Origin of the sequence: Bifidobacterium sp. ESL0775, assembly GCF_029395475.1 — a bacterium.
Lineage (GTDB): Bacteria > Actinomycetota > Actinomycetes > Actinomycetales > Bifidobacteriaceae > Bifidobacterium.
The window spans coordinates 1122022-1138231 of the sequence record NZ_CP113917.1; the positions used below are offsets into that span (position 1 = coordinate 1122022).

12 protein-coding genes are annotated in these 16210 nt (G+C 60.2%); 11 read left to right on the plus strand and 1 reads right to left on the minus strand.

The window, feature by feature from the left end; all coding sequences use genetic code 11:
- The 5 genes from pheT (at nt 1) to OZX73_RS03975 (ending at nt 5022) form a co-directional block, all read left to right on the plus strand.
- Nucleotides 1-2604: a phenylalanine--tRNA ligase subunit beta gene (gene pheT, locus OZX73_RS03955; protein ID WP_277150850.1), complete on the plus strand. Its 2604-nt coding sequence runs from the start codon at nt 1-3 to the stop codon at nt 2602-2604.
- A gap of 108 nt (nt 2605-2712) precedes the next feature.
- A complete protein-coding gene (locus OZX73_RS03960; protein WP_277150851.1) occupies nt 2713-3606 on the plus strand; it encodes a hypothetical protein in 894 nt (297 codons plus the stop codon).
- Nucleotides 3607-3711: 105 nt separating this feature from the next.
- Nucleotides 3712-4230 (plus strand): hypothetical protein, encoded by a 519-nt coding sequence (locus tag OZX73_RS03965; RefSeq protein WP_277150852.1) that lies wholly within the window; start codon nt 3712-3714, stop codon nt 4228-4230.
- Nucleotides 4227-4598, plus strand: coding sequence for a hypothetical protein (locus OZX73_RS03970; protein WP_277150853.1), 372 nt, complete (start codon nt 4227-4229; stop codon nt 4596-4598). The genes OZX73_RS03965 and OZX73_RS03970 overlap by 4 nt, the downstream gene beginning before the upstream one ends.
- A gap of 7 nt (nt 4599-4605) precedes the next feature.
- Nucleotides 4606-5022, plus strand: a complete 417-nt coding sequence (locus OZX73_RS03975; protein WP_277150854.1) for a hypothetical protein — start codon at nt 4606-4608, stop codon at nt 5020-5022.
- A gap of 632 nt (nt 5023-5654) precedes the next feature.
- Here the strand turns inward: OZX73_RS03975 and OZX73_RS03980 are convergent.
- Nucleotides 5655-8732 carry a BspA family leucine-rich repeat surface protein gene (locus tag OZX73_RS03980; RefSeq protein ID WP_277147760.1) on the minus strand — a complete coding sequence of 1026 codons (3078 nt, stop codon included), beginning with the start codon at nt 8730-8732 and terminating at the stop codon, nt 5655-5657.
- A gap of 837 nt (nt 8733-9569) precedes the next feature.
- Here OZX73_RS03980 and OZX73_RS03985 point away from each other — a divergent pair.
- The 6 genes from OZX73_RS03985 to argR all read left to right on the plus strand — a co-directional run bounded on the left by OZX73_RS03985 (nt 9570) and on the right by argR (nt 16146).
- A complete protein-coding gene (locus OZX73_RS03985) occupies nt 9570-10823 on the plus strand; it encodes an Asd/ArgC dimerization domain-containing protein (protein WP_277147762.1) in 1254 nt (417 codons plus the stop codon).
- Nucleotides 10820-12001 (plus strand): bifunctional glutamate N-acetyltransferase/amino-acid acetyltransferase ArgJ, encoded by a 1182-nt coding sequence (gene argJ / locus OZX73_RS03990; RefSeq protein ID WP_277147764.1) that lies wholly within the window; start codon nt 10820-10822, stop codon nt 11999-12001. The genes OZX73_RS03985 and argJ overlap by 4 nt, the downstream gene beginning before the upstream one ends.
- A 96-nt stretch (nt 12002-12097) precedes the next feature.
- Nucleotides 12098-13069: an acetylglutamate kinase gene (gene argB / locus OZX73_RS03995; protein WP_277147766.1), complete on the plus strand. Its 972-nt coding sequence runs from the start codon at nt 12098-12100 to the stop codon at nt 13067-13069.
- A gap of 58 nt (nt 13070-13127) precedes the next feature.
- A complete protein-coding gene (locus tag OZX73_RS04000; RefSeq protein ID WP_277147768.1) occupies nt 13128-14465 on the plus strand; it encodes an acetylornithine transaminase in 1338 nt (445 codons plus the stop codon).
- 107 nt (nt 14466-14572) lie between these two features.
- Complete coding sequence (gene argF / locus OZX73_RS04005; protein ID WP_277147770.1) at nt 14573-15538, plus strand: ornithine carbamoyltransferase; 966 nt, start codon at nt 14573-14575, stop codon at nt 15536-15538.
- A gap of 68 nt (nt 15539-15606) precedes the next feature.
- Complete coding sequence (argR, locus tag OZX73_RS04010) at nt 15607-16146, plus strand: arginine repressor (protein ID WP_277150921.1); 540 nt, start codon at nt 15607-15609, stop codon at nt 16144-16146.
- Nucleotides 16147-16210: the final 64 nt, after the last annotated feature.

The window sequence follows — 16210 nt, forward strand, 5'->3', positions numbered from 1 at the left end:
ATGCCAATGGTAGATATTGACTGGCTCAAGGAGCACGTCGAGGTTCCGGCTGGTCTTACATACGAACAGCTTGCCAAGGATCTGGTTCACGTCGGCCTTGAGGAAGAGGAGATTCACGCCTCGCAGGTCACCGGCCCGATCGTGGTCGGCTATGTGGTGGACTGCACGCCCGAGCCGCAGAAGAACGGCAAGACCATCAACTGGTGCCACGTCGATGTCGGCGAGAAATACAACGACACTGACGAAAATGGCAACAAGGTGCCGCGCGGCATCGTCTGCGGCGCGCCGAACATGGCGGCCGGCGAGAAGGTCGTCGTCACCCTGCCGGGAGCGGTATTGCCCGGCGATTTCAAGATCGAACCGCGCAAGACCTACGGCCACATCTCCAACGGCATGTGTGCCTCGGAGCGTGAGCTGGGGCTGGGCAGCGACCACAGCGGCATCATCCTCCTGAACCACTACGGTTTCAGCAAGGAAGAGACCGACGCGCTGAAGCCCGGCGACGACGCGATGCACCTGCTGCATCTCGATCAACCGGTGCTCGAGATCAACATCACCCCGGATCGCGGCTATACGATGTCCTACCGTGGCGTGGCGCGCGAATACCACCATTCCACCGGTGCGGCCTACACTGATCCGGTCGTCGCGCTCAACGCCGAGACCCCGAAGGTCGCCGAGAATGGCAAGGGCGACATCGAAGTCGAGATCGAGGACAACAACCCGATCCACGGTGTGCCCGGATGCGACCGCTATTATGCGCGTATCGTGCGTAACTTCGACCCGTCGGCCGAGACGCCGAGCTGGATGCGGCGTCGCCTGATCCGCGCCGGCATGCGTTCGATCTCGCTGGCTGTGGACGTCACCAACTATGTGATGATGGACTTGGGTCAGCCGATGCACGCCTACGACCTCGACAAGATTTGCGGGCCGATCGTCGTCCGCCGCGCGAATCAGGGCGAGACCCTGACGACACTCGACGGCAAGAAGCATGACCTGAGCGTCGAGGATCTGCTCATCACCGATTCGCCCGATGGCAAGCGCGGCTCCCGTATCCTTGGCCTCGCCGGCGTTATGGGCGGCCTTTACGGCGAAGTCACCGCCGACACCAAGAACATTCTTCTGGAGTCTGCCCACTTCGATCAGGTGACCATCGCCCGTTCCGCTCGTCGTCACAAGACCCCGTCCGAGGCGTCCAAGCGCTACGAGCGCGGTGTGGATTATGCGTTGCAGCCTGCAGCTGCTCAGATGGCCGCCGACCTGATGGCCAAGTACGGCCACGGCGAACCATCCGATACGCCTATCGACGTCAACAACACCCAGCCGCGTGAGGCCATCGATTTCAAGTTCACCGAGACCAAGCGTCTCACCGGACTCGACACCTCCGACCAGCGTATCCGCGAGATTCTCGAGGACATCGGCTGCAAGGTCAGCGACGGCAAGGAAGAAGGCCACATTTCCGTGGTGCCTCCGACCTGGCGTCCGGATCTCACGATGCCCTGCGACCTGGTTGAGGAAATCGCGCGTCTCGTCGGTTATGACGAGATTCCGATCACCATGCCTCCGGCGCCTGTCGAAGGCGAAGTCGGGCTGACCCCTGACCAGCAGCGCCAGCGCGACGTGGCCAATGAGCTTGCCGAATATGGTCTCGTGGAGACGTTGAGCTATCCGTTCGTCGGCGATGCCGACTTCAAGGCATTCGGCTACGACGCCGACGAAATCAAGCCGGTGAGCGTCGAAGTCGCCAACCCGTTGGCCGGCGACCGTCCGTACCTGCGTCGTGAAGTCCTGCCGACACTGGCCCAGACCGTGCAACGCAATCTGCGTCGCGGCCTCGAGAACATCTCGCTCTACGAGATTGGTCACGTCTATCTCTGGGATCCGAACGCCCCGGCCATTCCGGCTCTGCCCGGTGGCCAGCGCCCGAGCGAAGAGGAGCTCAAGGCGCTCGATGCCGGTCTGCCCGAACAGCCGTTGCACGTCGCCGCGATTCTGACCGGCAAGGCCATCGAAACTGGTTGGCTCGGCGAAAGCCGCGACGTCGACTATAGCGATGCCGTTGAAGCGATGAACCGCGTTGCCGACCGTCTCGGCGCCAAGGTCCAGATCGTGCAGCCCGAACCGCAGGACGTGCCGATGCAATGGCATCCGGGTCGCGCCGCCAAGGTCATGGCCGGCGACACGTTCGTCGGCATGGTTGGCGAGCTGCATCCGCACGTCAATGCCGCGCTCGGCTTCCCTGAGCATTCCGCTGCGTTCGAACTGAACCTGACCGCCCTCTTCGCCACGCTGAGTGGCAAGCCGGTGCAGGCCAAGCCGATTTCGACCTTCCCGCCGGTCAAACAGGATCTTGCGTTCACGGTTTCCGATACGGTCACCGCCGCGCAATTGCAGCAGGTCATCGAAGAGGCCGCAGGTGACAATCTCGAGTCCATCGAGCTCTTCGACGTGTTCTCCGGCGACCAGCTGGGCGAGCACCAGAAGTCCCTTGCTTACTCGGTCACTTTCCGCTCTCCGGATAAGACGCTCACCAGCGACGACACGGAGGCCATCCGCAAGGCTATCGTCGATAAGGCGAAAGCCATCGGCGCCGAGCTGAGGGCCTGAACGGTTTAACCACAAGATCGGTGTCTCAGGATGCCAGAAAATAACGGAGTCTACGTGCAGATTGGCGTAGACTCCGTATTGATATTGTCCTTACATGGAAAGTGCACGATGAACGAATCGCAGAACCCGTTTGACAGCTCGGAGCAGAACGGCAACGCCTCGTCGCCCAATGCCCCGCAGCAAGTCGGGCAAGATCCAAGCCAGATGCCGCGCAATGACGTAGGTACAAGCCCTTCGGGTGAAGGTAACGTCAACAGTGCCCGCCAAGACCAGCCCCAGTCGCAGACCCAACTCCAGCCTGCCATCAAGCAGCCGGAATATGGGCAGATCAAGGTTCCGGAGTATGGCGCGATGGCCAGCCAGTTCCCGGCCAACTACAATCCGTATGTCTACGGCAAGCCGGACCAGACGCAGCAACAGAACAATAACAACGGCAACCAACCACGCCACGCCCGCAACGGCCAAGACAACCAGTTCGTCGGCAACGGCAACGGGATGGGCCAGTACCAGGGCAACCAGAACGGCCAGAACAACATGCCCAACGGCGGATTCGGCCAGATGCCCGGCAACGGCTACGGCAACAACCAGAACTATCCATACGGCCAGCCCTACAACAACGGGCAGGGCATGGCGCCCGACGGCCCTGGTACACCCGGCTACCAGCCCGATTACCACAACGGCATCGACATGAACGACCCGGCCCAGAACCCGCTCAAGGGCCACTGGGACCCGATGGCCATCGTCTCGATCATCCTCCTGTTCTTCCCCATGACGTTCCTGCCCATCATCACCGGCGCGATCTCGATGTGGCGCACGAAGAAGTACCACATGAAGGGCTTCTGGACGGCCACCGTGTGCATGGTCCTTGGCGTCATCGCCACCCTCTTCGAGCTGTGGCTGATCTCCAAGGGCGTCAACCTGAACGACTGGATGCAGCAGATGCTGAACCAATACACGTCCGGCGGCTCCACCGGCGGCGGCGATGGCCCCGTCAGTACCTGAGCGGCAACTCCGCTAGATCGGTTCGGCAGTTTGTCTGTCCTCTTTTCCAGTAACATTGTTTATGTAGCAGATGGTGTCTTAATCTCGTAGGGTGGTGATGGAGCAGTGAACAAACGGTCTGATAAAGATTCAATGTGCTTTACCCCATCTGATCGGCCGAGAGTGTTTCATAAGTGCACCCACGCCAACGGCTGCTTCCTTGATGAGGAAGCAAGTGCGTTGATGATTCCCATGCCGATGGCTGTGCAGAATCGCTTCAAAGGAGAGTTGCGGATTCTGATGAGTAAGGCTTGCATGGGAAAATTAGATTATTCCGAAAACGCCCGAGGCAAAAGTCCTGTGTCTCCTTGTAGAAGTCAGCCGGATATCTGGGAGTTGAGGCTGAACATACGCGATCAAAAATATCGTATTTACTATTCCGAACAAGACGGCGCTCCCGATTTTGTCGCCTTGCGTATCCATTCCAAGAAGATAGCCCGAACGGACGCGGAGACCAACCGTTTGCAAGACAATGAAATGCGGCTGGCGCAAGAGCGTTATACTGAATACAAGCCCCAACGTTGGGGGCATGAAGACAGGCATTGCCGGTATTGCATCACGCCTGTTTCGGAGGAACGAAAATGACCGTATACGACCAGCACAGTGGCGGCGAATTCGATGAGATCGCCGCTTTGAACTATGGTGATTACCTTGATTTGAAACACGAGCTCGTGTCCCGTAGAAGAAAATTCTGCAATCTCAAGGAGATGTCTGAATTCCTTGGACGGAGTGAAGAGGACATATCAGAGTTTGAGAAATATGATTATGATCCGAGGGCTTCGGAGATTCGTGAATATGCCTTGGCCATTATGACTGTGATTCATTCGGAAGCGACTGATTCGCAAGCACCCACGATGAAGGCTTTGCCGTATTCCTGGGAAGGGACGTCCAAAATGCCCAGCATGGATAGTTCGGTGTCCTCTCAGGATTTCCTTCCCCTAACGAGAATATGAGATGCCGATGGAAGATGCCGAAATCAAGACCATATCGCTTATAGAGTCGAGCGGAGTAATACGCAAACAGACGGCGGATGACGACAGCAGGCTAGCTTCAAGTGTCAAACTATCGTACGACCCTCAGGGCAATACTGATAAGAAACATATAGAACGATTCGCGTTAAGGGTGGATGTGGACATAAAATCGGTTGCTGACGAGAAAAAGCAAACGACTTTAGGCCAGTTCTTTGATGCCACAGTAACGGTCGTTTATGCGGTCGTTTTCAATGCTGAGACTTCACTTGAAGAGGCCGTGAGGCAGATGTGGCCTTACATGAGGACTTCCGCGCTTACCCAGCTTCGTTTGATGGGGCTTGGAACGATAGAGGGAAGCCTGCCAGTAACTTTGAAGAAGATCAAGGGAAAGGACACTGGTGAGTAGCCTGTCTTTTTCAGTGCGTTTTCAGTGCCGCCGCTAGCGTTCTAGTCCATCAGGCTGCAGCATAAACAAAGATGCCAACCTTGTTCGGGTTGGCATCTTGATTGCGATTGTGGGACTCTCCCCACTCGCTGGTATCAATGCTAGCGGAATATCCTGCATGTTTCAAATCATGGATGATGTGGATCACAGACAGTTTTTTTCTTGAGTTTGATGTTATTGGCAGTGATTTGGTTGGTGCGTAGCTGATTCGTATATGATTCATGACACTGGGTCCCATTCCTTTGGTTGGAATGGGACCCAGTGCGTTGAGAGTGGGTGTCGGCGCGGTGGTTGGTTTGGGTTTGGTTGCCGTGCCGGCACCCGGTTGGGTTCCCGCCGGGCCGGGGTGTTGGTTGGCTTGGCGGGAAGTCTTTGATTATTCAGGCCACGGGACGTCGGGTTGTGGTTTTGTGGTCCTCGAGCGTTCCGTACCGTGGGAACAACCGGTGTTGTGGCCGTGGGTCTGGTCTGCTTCTGGTTGTTGTTTGGGACGTCTGGCCGGCTGGTGTCATCGGCTTTGGTCTGGCTTGGTTTTGTAACATGTCTCCGCTTGGTTGTGTGTTGTGGTCTTGGGATCGGGCCATACGGGGTGCTCACCTGCTGTGGCGGGCTTTGGCCTGGCGTTGGTGGCGCAGCCGGTTGGCGGCGGCGAGCAGGAGGAGGGCCAGGGCGAGCCCGGTAGCGAGGAGCGTGGCGAGGCGTTGGGGTCGTCCGCCGGTCATCGGCAGGCTGCTCTGGTAGGCGTTGCTGATGCGCACCGTCGTTTCGGCTGATTTGGTGAGGGTGCCGGTTTGGGTGGTGCCGTCGCCGCGCCAGGTGTCGGTGGTGCCGGGTGTGGTCAGGGTGGTCTTGATGTCGTATTGTCCGCCTTGGGGCAGTTGTGTGCTGGTGTAGTCCTTGTTGATGGTGTAGTCGCCGTTGGTCCACCCGCTGGTGGTGGTTGGCGTGGTGCAGTCGGTGTAGGCGGGTTGGGTGTGTGGTTTGACGCATAGGGTGATGGTGTCGGTGTTGGTCCATGGCTGGCCGGTGGCGGTGAACCTGACGCCGTTGTCGGCCGGGGAGCGCCGGCCGGCGCCGGTGGGGGCGTTGAGGATGTTCCATACGGGGTGGAGGGTGACACTGGTGTGCCCGTTGCTGTCGGTGGTGCCGTCCGTGGTGGGGATGGCGGTCGCTCCGGGTGTGGTGTATTCAGCTGTGGACTGTCCTGTCTGGTGGTTCCAGCCGGTGAGGTAGCCGCCGGCCACGCTGATGCCGCCCGTCGCGGCGAGCCTGGGCAGGCTGGGGTAGGCCTTGTTGTCGCCGGTGTCGGTGAGCGCGTTGGGCACGGTGGGGACGCTGCCGGTGGCGCCGTCCTTGCTCAGGGTGGTGGTGGTCCATGGGAGGGTGCCGGTGAGGGTGGTGTCGGGTCCGGTGACGGTGGTGTTGGTGGTGGGGTCGTGGGCCTGCGCGTTCACCGTCACCGTGTAAACAGTGCCGATCGGGTACAGGCCGGTGAATGTGCCCGTGGGGAAGCCGATTGTCCACGCGCCGCCGGCGGTGGTGGTTGTGGTCTGGCAGGTGGTGGGGTTGAGGCAGGCGGTGGCCGACCCGTCGCCCGCGGCCGTCCCGGTGACCTGGATGGTGTCGCCCGTGTGGTGGTAGGTGATGGCGGGGTTGGTGGTGGAGGCTTGGACGGTGCCCCATTGGGCGTAGAGGGTGATGACGCCGTGGGGGAAGTACTCGCCGATGCCGATCTGGTCGATGGCCTGTCCGGGCTGGTAGGGGGTGCCGGTGCCGTCGCGTTTCGTGTTCCATCCGGTGAAGACGCTGTGGGGCTTGTGGCCGGTGAGCACGCCGGCCTCCGGTGCGGACAGGGTGGCGGGGCTGCTGGTGGTGTCGTAGTCCTGGATGCTCCAGCCGGCGCCCCCGTTGGCGTCGGCCACCACGGTGGCGCCCTTGTAGTCGCGGTCGGTGTAATAGCCCGCCGGGTTCGCGCTGGCGGCGCGCGCGGCCATGTCGGGTGTGGTGCCGATGTGCTCCTGGAACGCGGCGTGCGGCTGGAAACCAGCCATCCTATCCCACTGGATACTCTGGTCCACGGCGGCGAAGGAGTTGGGGTAGGTTCCTCCGCTGTTGACAATGGTCTGGTTCTGGAGTTTGGTGTTGGGTCCGAGGGCGAGCATGCGCAGGCCGGATGGCAGCAGGTTGCTGGTGCCGAAGTTGAGGAGTTGGCTGGTGTCCCAGCCGCTCAGGTCCAGGATCCTGAGGTTGGTGTCGCCGTCGAACATCCAGGACAGGAAATTGGTGTGGGTGATGTCGAAGCCGGACGGGTTCAAAACGGTGAGGTTGGGGCAGTCGGCGAACATCCAGCCGAAGAAGGTGACCTGTCGGGTGTCGAATCCGGTGACGTCGATGTCCACGAGGCTGTGGCAGCCCTGAAACATGTATCCCGTGTTGGTGACGTGGCTGGTGTCGAAATGGGATGCGTCCACGCTGGCGAGGCTGTGGCAATCCTGGAACATGCTCCTCATGGTGGTGACGTGGCTGGTGTCGAAATGGGATACGTCCACGCTCGTCAGGCTCGTGTCCTGGCTGAACATGCTGTTCATGCTGGTGACGCCGGTTGTGTCCCAGTCCTTCAACCCGATGATGCTGGTGAGGTTTGGGTCGCTGGTGAACATGCCGTTCATGCTGGTGAGGTGGCTGGTGTCCCAGCCCGACACATCAATGCTCTTCAGAGTGGTCCACTGCGCTAGAAGGCTGGCATAATGGATGGAGGATGACACGCCTGTTACGACGGTGCCTGACAGGTCGTTGGGGACATAGGCGAGTCCGGCGAGATTAAGGAAGGCGATATTGGGCGCCTCCCGGAAAGCCTCAAGCCAGTTGTTGGCGAAGGCGAACCTCATGCCGTGTGCGTCGACGGTGGCCAGCGCGGTGCAGTCATGAAGAAGACCTGACACATACACACCCGTAAATCCAAAATACTCTATATGGGCGTTGAGTCCTGTCACGCTACCTTGGGCCTGCCAGCCATGCATGTCAAGGGTGGCCAAGCTGGTGCAGCTCTTGAACATCTCGGACAGGTAGGCGCCGGAAGCGAGATGAAGGTTGGGCAGGATGACCGTGGTGAGGGCGGTGTCGCCCTTGAACATGCTGCTGGCGTTGCTGATCTTGTTGTCGCCGGTGGCCAAACCGGTCATGTCGACCTTGGTGAGGCTGGTGCAGTTGTAGAACATGCCGGAGAAGTCGCCGGTGGCAGTCGCGTTGAGGTTCTTCATGCTGATGCTGGTGAGGCTGGTGCAGCTGGTGAACATGCCGCTCAACTGATTGGATTGGCTGACGTCCCATCCTTGGGTGTCGACGGAGGTGAGCTGGGTATCGGAGTAGAACATGGCGTTGCCGCCGTCGCCGGTGGGCGCGAACCGGGCGCCAGGGGCCATGCGGAAACGGGTGAGGGACGGCCACATCCAGAACGCGGCGTTGGCGCGCATGGTCAGGTCGCCCTTGATGAGGATGTCGACTGTGTCATGGGCCACCGTGCCGGTTGTGCCGTAGCTGCCGAAGACGGTGGCGCTGGACAGGCTTCCCGTGTCGCCGCCGTTGATGGTCAGCGTGCAATCGGCATCCAGCGTCCATGAGGCCGTTCCCCACGAGCCGGTTCTGGACGTGCACGATGCCTGCGGTCCCACGGACGGCTCGTCACGCGTCGACAGAGACGGTTCCTCTGAAGGGGTTTGGTTCTGGCCTTCGACGGTGTGCGAGACGGAATGGGTGGGGGAAGAAGCGGAAGTGCCGCTGAAAGGCGTTGCTTGAGAGAATCCGGAAGATTTGGGAGAGGATGTGGGCCGAGATGGGTTGGAAAGACGTGCGGAACCGGAAGGCTTAGAAGGAAAAGAAAACCGGGAAGTTCTACGGGATGAAGATGGGGATTGGGATTGGGTGGTGTCGGGAAGTGATGGGAAAGCTTCGTTTAGACTAGAATTGCGGGGGGGTTAGTGTTGACATCGTTGCAATACAAACCAGCACCGAGACCAACGCGCGGATGACACCCATATTGAACACCGACCTTTTTCAAATTAAATCGAACGCCGGCGATGTAATACATTGTCGTATGGCTCCGCCGTTCCGATGAATCCACACCTTAACGGCTTTCCGGTACAAAAACAACCGTCCGCAAGCGCGTGGAAACCGCGTCACGTGATGGTTTTGTGAACACGCTTAAAAGGTTTGCAACCCGACAATGCCAAGTATTTTGATATGGTACGTAGAAGTTTTGATGTCGCAAGAGATGGCCATATGAAATGCGTCCCACAAACTGGTGCTACGGCGTGTCGCATTTTCTGATGATTGTCTACAAATCTGAACGAAATCAGTCTGAAAACAGGAAGAAGACAAAAGCAATCATTGTGGATTCTTAGTCTCTGATAAAAAGTCTCTACTTAAAAACTGTCCACTATGTGGATGCATAAGTATGCAGAGTTGTGAATATATGTAATGTAGGCATCAACTTTTAGGAAGGGGATGCCATGGAGAAGTTGACGGTGGCGGTGGCTGGAGCCAGCGGGTACGCCGGGGGCGAGATGCTGCGGATATTGGCGGCGCATCCGGCGTTCGAGGTCACCACGGTGACCGGGGATTCCTCGGCGGGGGACAAGCTCGGCAAGCACATGCCGCATATTCCGGCGCTCAAGGACATGGTCATCGAGCCGACCACGCCAGAGGCGCTTAACGGGCACGACGTCATCGTGCTGGCGTTGCCGCATGGCGTGTCTGGAGCGCTGGCCGAGAAGTCGCATGCGAATCGTGCGATCGTCGATCTGGGCGCTGATCACCGTTTGGAATCCAGCGACGCGTGGGCGCAATACTATGGCGGCGAGTTCCATCAGCCTTGGGTTTACGGCATGCCCGAGCTCATTATCGGCAAAAACGCTGAAGGCGATTATGTACGCCAACGCGGAAAGCTTATTGGCGATGATCAAAGTGCCGTTGATGGTGGCGGCAATGACGACACGGCAGATCCGCTTTTGACGGGAATGGATGCGAGCAATTCGAACGCCAAGTTCATCGCGGGTCCTGGTTGCAACGTGACGGCGGTGACGTTGGCTTTCCAGCCAGCGTTGGCAGAAGGGCTGGTGGAGACCGACGACATCGTGGCCGATCTGGCGGTTGGATATTCCGGGGCGGGCAAGAACCTCAAACGGACCAACCTGCTGGCGGCTGAGGCGATGGGGTCGGCGACGCCGTATTCCGTGGGCGGAGTGCATCGGCATATCCCCGAAATCGTGCAGAATCTCGCGCATGCGGCCTGTGCCGGGGCTGACGGCCATGTTCCTCGATTCGACGCCAAGGCTGGTGATGAAAATGACCAGTCGCAAGGGTCAGGCGAGCCAAGCGAATTGGCGAAGGGCATCAAGGTCGGTTTCACGCCGGTGTTGGTGCCCATGGCCCGTGGCATCCTCGCCGTGGTCTCGGCCAAATTAAGCGACAAAGGCGCGGCGTTGAACGACGCGGATATCCGCGCGGCGTGGAGCAAGGCCTATCAGGGCCAGCGGTTCATCCAATTGCTGGATGAGGGCGAGATGCCCGCGACGGCCAACGTGCTGGGTTCCAACGCGGCCGAGGTGCAGGTGGCGGTCGACCGACATTCCGGGCGTCTGTATGGCTTCGCGGCCATCGACAATCTGAACCGTGGAACGGCCGGGCAGGCGGTGCAATCGCTGAACATCGCGCTCGGGCTTCCTGAGGACCAAGGACTGACAACGATAGGGGTGGCGCCATGAGCGTGACATTTGCACAAGGTTTCTCGGCCGCCGGCGTCAACGCCGGAATCTCGGCCAACAAGGCGAAAAGCGACCTGGCACTGGTGGTTAACAACGGGCCGCTTGACGCCGCGGCCGGGGTGTTCACCTCCAACCGTTTCTGCGCGGCGCCTGTGCAGTGGTCGCGCAAGGCCGTGGCCGACGGGCACATCAAGGCGGTCGTGCTCAACTCCGGCGGGGCCAACGCCTGCACCGGCGAGGAGGGGCTTGCGCAGAGCAAGGCAAGCGCGGCCAAGGTCGCCGAGGTACTTGGAGAGGGACATGCGATCGCCGTGGACGACATCGCGGTTTGCTCGACGGGCCTGATCGGGGAGTTATTACCTTTGGATAACGTGCTGGACGGCATCGGCAAGGCGGCTTCGGCCTTGAGCGACGATGCCGAGGCCGGAGTCGATGCGGCGACGGCCATCATGACCACGGACACCAAGCCGAAAACCGTGAAACTGCAGGGCTCCGGCTATCGCGTGGGCGGCATGGTCAAAGGCTCGGGGATGATCGCCCCGCAGCTGGCCACGATGCTTTGCGTCATCACCACCGACGCTGTGGTGGATTCCTCGCAGCTGCAGGAGGTGTTGGCGTCCGCCACCGACAAGTCGTTCAACCGCATCGACGTGGACGGCTGCATGTCCACCAACGACACGGTGCTGCTGCTCGCTTCCGGCGCTTCCGGTGTCACTCCCGATTCGCAAGAATTCGCTGATTTGGTTCATCAGGCGTGCTCCAGTCTGGCCCGACAGATCGTCGGCGACGGCGAGGGCTCCAGCCATGACATCAAGGTGACGGTGAACGGGGCGGAAAGCGAGGACGCGGCGCTGGCCTGCGCCCGAGCGGTGGCCGGATCGAATCTTCTCAAATGCGCGATTTACGGCAACGACCCCAACTGGGGGCGCATCGTCAGTTCCCTGGGTACGGTTCCGGTGGACGTTGCCGCCTACGATTCGCAGGACGTCACTGTTGACATCAATGGCGTACGCGTCTGTGAGCACGGCGGCGCGGGCGTCGACCGCTCCGAGGTCAAGATGGACGAACGCGAGGTCGACATCGACATCGACCTCAACTACGGCGCGGAAAGCGCCACGGTATGGACGGACGACCTCACCCACGAGTACGTGCACATCAACGCCGACTACGAATCCTGACAGATGTAAAAGATTTTCCCAGGTGAATGCATATAATCATCCACCTGGGTTATCCGATTATGATAATGCGACTGAAACAGGCAATGAAGGACACCAATGACAAGTAACGAGAAGCCGACCTCTCAAACCGTGACGGATGCGGACGACACCTTCGACGTGCATAACGACTTGAAGGACGAGCAGAAGGCCGAGGTGCTTATCGAGGCGCTGCCGTGGCTCGAGGAATTCGCCGGGCAACGCATCGTCATCAAATACGGTGGCAACGCGATGGTCGACGAGCATCTCAAACGCTGCTTCGCCCAGGACATGGTTTTCCTGCGGCAGGTCGGCATGCACCCCATCGTCGTGCATGGCGGTGGGCCGCAGATTTCCAGCATGCTCAAAGACCTGGGCATTCATTCCGAGTTCAAGGCTGGCTTGCGCGTCACCACGCCCGAGATCATGAAAGTCGTTCGCATGATTCTCACCGGTTCCGTCTCGCGTGAGCTCATTGGTCTCATCAACGCCCATGGCCCGCACGCGGTCGGGCTTTCCGGCGAGGACGGTTCACTGTTCGGAGCCAAGCGTTATCGTCCGGTCATCGACGGGGTGGAAACCGACATCGGGTTGGTGGGCGAAGTCACCGAAGTCAACCCTTCGGCGGTGGAAAACCTCATCGCACAGGACCGGATCCCCGTGGTCTCCTCGATTGCGCCCAATGCCGACGACCCGACCCAAGTGTTCAACGTCAATGCTGATTCCGCCGCTGCCGCACTTGCGGTCGCGCTGCATGCCCGCAAGCTGGTCATTCTGACCGACGTGGACGGCCTTTATGCCGATTGGCCTGACAAGAACTCGCTCATCAGCTCCATCGGTGTCGACCGCTTGCGTGAAGTGCTGCCGAAGCTGCAAAGCGGCATGGTGCCGAAGATGCGCGCCTGCGTGCGGGCGCTTGACGGCGGGGTGGCCCAGGCCCATATCATCGACGGACGCCAGCCACATTCGCTCTTGAACGAGGTGTTCACCAGCGCCGGCATCGGCACCATGGTCGTGCCGGGCGACGGGATGAAACTGCGACGAAACCGGTAGACGCGCAGGCGTGAAGGCTCACTGGACGAACGAACATAAACGTAGAAAGCACAGAAAAATGAAGAACGACAATCAACAGAAAACGGCGTCAGACGGCTTGGACGAGGGAACTAACCTTGTCTCGACCCCGATTGGCCCCGAAAGCGATAAGTGGATCGCACAATACGAGCAGGTGCACACCCACGCCTTCGGCACTCCGCTGCGCGTGATGGACCACGGCCAGGGCACGCGCATCTGGGACGTGGACGGCAATGAATACCTGGATTTCCTCGCGGGCATCGCCGTCAATTCGCTGGGCTACGCGCACCCCAAATGGGTTCGTGCCGTAAGTGAGCAGGCGCAGAAAGTCGCGCATATCAGCAACTACTTCGCCTCCGTGCCGCAAATCAAACTGGCGGAGAAACTGCTCGAGATCGCGGGAGCGCCCGAGGGGTCGCGCGTCTATTTCGGCAATTCGGGGGCCGAAGCCAACGAGGCGGCCATGAAGATGGCGAAACTTTACGGCAAGACGTTGCCCGGCGGCGACCCGGAGCAAGGCGGGGCACCGGCGCGGATCATCGCACTGACCAAAGGCTTCCACGGGCGCACCATGGGAGCGCTGAGCGCCACTTGGAAACTCTCGATTCGCGAGCCGTACAATCCGTTGTTGCCAGCCGTCGAGTTCGTCGAGGCCGGGGACCTGCAGGCGATGCGCGCCGCGTTCGATAGGACGGGACACGGCGGCGCCGGCCCGGTGGCCGCGGTGATGATGGAACTCATCCAGGGCGAGGCCGGCGTGCGGCCGCTCGACCCGGCGTACGTCAAGGGCGTGCGCGAGCTGTGCGATGAGCATCACGCATTGATGATCCTCGACGAGGTGCAGACCGGCATCGGACGCACCGGCAAGTGGTTCGCCTTCCAGCGCGAGGACCTTTCCGGCGGCATCACCCCCGACATCATCACTTTCGCCAAAGGCGTGGCCGGCGGGTTCCCGATGGGCGGCATGATCGCGTTCGGCAAGCCCTTGGCCTCGCTGTTTTCGCCGGGACTGCACGGCTCGACCTTCGCCGGTGGCCCGCTCGCTACTTCGGCCGGGTTGGCGACGCTGCAGACCATCGAAGAGGACGGGCTGTTGGCCAACGCCGAGGAACGTGGAAAGCAGCTGCGCGACGGCATCACGGCCTGCGGCAACCCGCTGTTCGTCTCCGTGCGCGGGCGCGGCCTGCTCAACGCTATACAACTCGCGCACCCGTGCTCCCATGCCGCGATGAACTGGGCGCTCGACCACGGACTCATCGTCAACGCCGTCGCGCCAGATGCCCTGCGTCTCGCCCCGCCGTTGATCGTCAGCGAGGCCGACGTTGATGAAGCTATATCGATTTTGGCTCGAATCCCCGCGGATTTGCCGGACGACTGAAAGTATATATACCAATATGCGGATAGAACGCGAATATTTGGTGATTATGCGGTATATTTTGGATAGTTGATGCGTTTGGATAGCCAAACGCGGTAAAAGGAGACGCTATGGCAGGTCAATTGCGGCACATGTTGCGCGATGATGACGTCACCCACGACGAGCAAAAGGAAATACTCGAACTGGGCATGAAATTCTGGAAAGATCGTTACTACCACCGTCCCTTCGAAGGGCCGCAGGGCGTCGCGGTGATCTTTGACAAGCCCAGCACCCGCACGCGCTCCAGCTTCTCCGTGGGCGTCGCGGAACTCGGCGGGTACCCGCTGGTCATCGACAAATCCGGTTCCCAGCTTGGCCGCGGCGAGCCGGTGGCCGACACAGCCCGCGTGCTCACTCGCATGACCAGCGCCATCGTCTGGCGCACCTTCGGCCAGGAACGTGTGGAGACGATGGCGAAATACGCCACCGTGCCCGTTGTCAACGCCTTGACCGACCAGTTCCACCCCTGCCAGATCCTCGCCGATTTCCTCACCATCGCGCAGCATCGCGGGGGAGTCGACGCCCTCAAAGGCATGACCATCGCCTATCTCGGCGACGCGGCCAACAACATGGCCAACTCCTACCTGCTCGGCGGCGCGACAGCCGGCATGAACGTGCGTGTCTCCGGACCGGAAGGCTTCCTTCCAGACCCGACGATCGTCGCGGACGCAGAACGTATAGCGGCCGAGAACGGCGGCTCGATTCTGATCACCACCGACCCGCGCGAGGCCGTCGCCGACGCCGATTGCATCTTCACCGACACGTGGGTGTCGATGGGCGAGGAAAGCGAATACGCGGTGCGTTCCAAGCCGTTCTGGGACTACCAAGTCAACGACGAGCTCATGGGCCTTGCCAAGCCAGACGCGATGTTCCAGCACTGCCTTCCCGCCTACCGCGGCAAGGAAGTCACGGCCAGCGTCATCGATGGGCCGCAATCGGTGGTCTGGGACGAGGCCGAGAACCGCCTGCACGCCCAGAAGGCGCTGCTGACCTGGCTGATCGGCCAACAACGAGACGACAAGGACCTGCTCAAATGACAGATACGGACGATTCCGGCATTATTGGCGGCATTGGCACGCAAGACGATGGTTCTGATGCTTCGCAGATGAACGATTCGCAAAGCGAGTCGAAGCTGCGCCATCCGATGAACAGGACGGCGCGCCTGAGCGTCATCCAGGACATCCTGACGAATTCCGTGGTCTCCTCGCAGGCCCAGCTTTCGCAGATTCTGGCAGATCGTGGCATCGAGGTCACGCAGGCGACGCTGAGCCGCGACCTCGACGAGATGAAGGCCGTCAAGACCAGGCTCAAAAGCGGCGAGATGGCCTATACGCTGGGCGTCGAGCCCGAACATGACGACGTGACCGCCGAGAAAATCGACCAGCAGCTTTCGCGCGGGCTTTCGGGGCTGATCACCTCGGCCGCGGCGGCGCGCAACCTGGTCATCGTGCACACGCCATCCGGCGCGGCGCAATACATGGCCAGCGTCATCGACAAGCAGCCGATCGAGGACATCCTCGGCACGGTCGCCGGCGACGACACAGTGCTGCTGGTATGCAGCGACGATGACGCCGCGATTGGGCGGGTGAAATGGTTGCTCGACATCGTCTCGCGCGGGCAGAACGCAAAGGCGAACAAAAGGTAAGTAGAGCGTGATTTTGGCTTAATTGGTCGGTTTGAACGGTTTCTGGGTAATTTCATGTGCTGAA

Excerpts from the sequence above, each read along its gene's own strand:
- argJ (WP_277147764.1), top strand. The coding sequence starts at position 10,820 with ATGAGCGTGACATTTGCACAAGGTTTCTCGGCCGCCGGCGTCAACGCC.
- OZX73_RS04000 (WP_277147768.1), top strand. The coding sequence starts at position 13,128 with ATGAAGAACGACAATCAACAGAAAACGGCGTCAGACGGCTTGGACGAG.
- OZX73_RS03975 (WP_277150854.1), top strand. The coding sequence starts at position 4,606 with ATGGAAGATGCCGAAATCAAGACCATATCGCTTATAGAGTCGAGCGGA.
- OZX73_RS03960 (WP_277150851.1), top strand. The coding sequence starts at position 2,713 with ATGAACGAATCGCAGAACCCGTTTGACAGCTCGGAGCAGAACGGCAAC.
- argR (WP_277150921.1), top strand. The coding sequence starts at position 15,607 with ATGAACGATTCGCAAAGCGAGTCGAAGCTGCGCCATCCGATGAACAGG.
- argF (WP_277147770.1), top strand. The coding sequence starts at position 14,573 with ATGGCAGGTCAATTGCGGCACATGTTGCGCGATGATGACGTCACCCAC.
- OZX73_RS03985 (WP_277147762.1), top strand. The coding sequence starts at position 9,570 with ATGGAGAAGTTGACGGTGGCGGTGGCTGGAGCCAGCGGGTACGCCGGG.
- OZX73_RS03970 (WP_277150853.1), top strand. The coding sequence starts at position 4,227 with ATGACCGTATACGACCAGCACAGTGGCGGCGAATTCGATGAGATCGCC.
- argB (WP_277147766.1), top strand. The coding sequence starts at position 12,098 with ATGACAAGTAACGAGAAGCCGACCTCTCAAACCGTGACGGATGCGGAC.
- pheT (WP_277150850.1), top strand. The coding sequence starts at position 1 with ATGCCAATGGTAGATATTGACTGGCTCAAGGAGCACGTCGAGGTTCCG.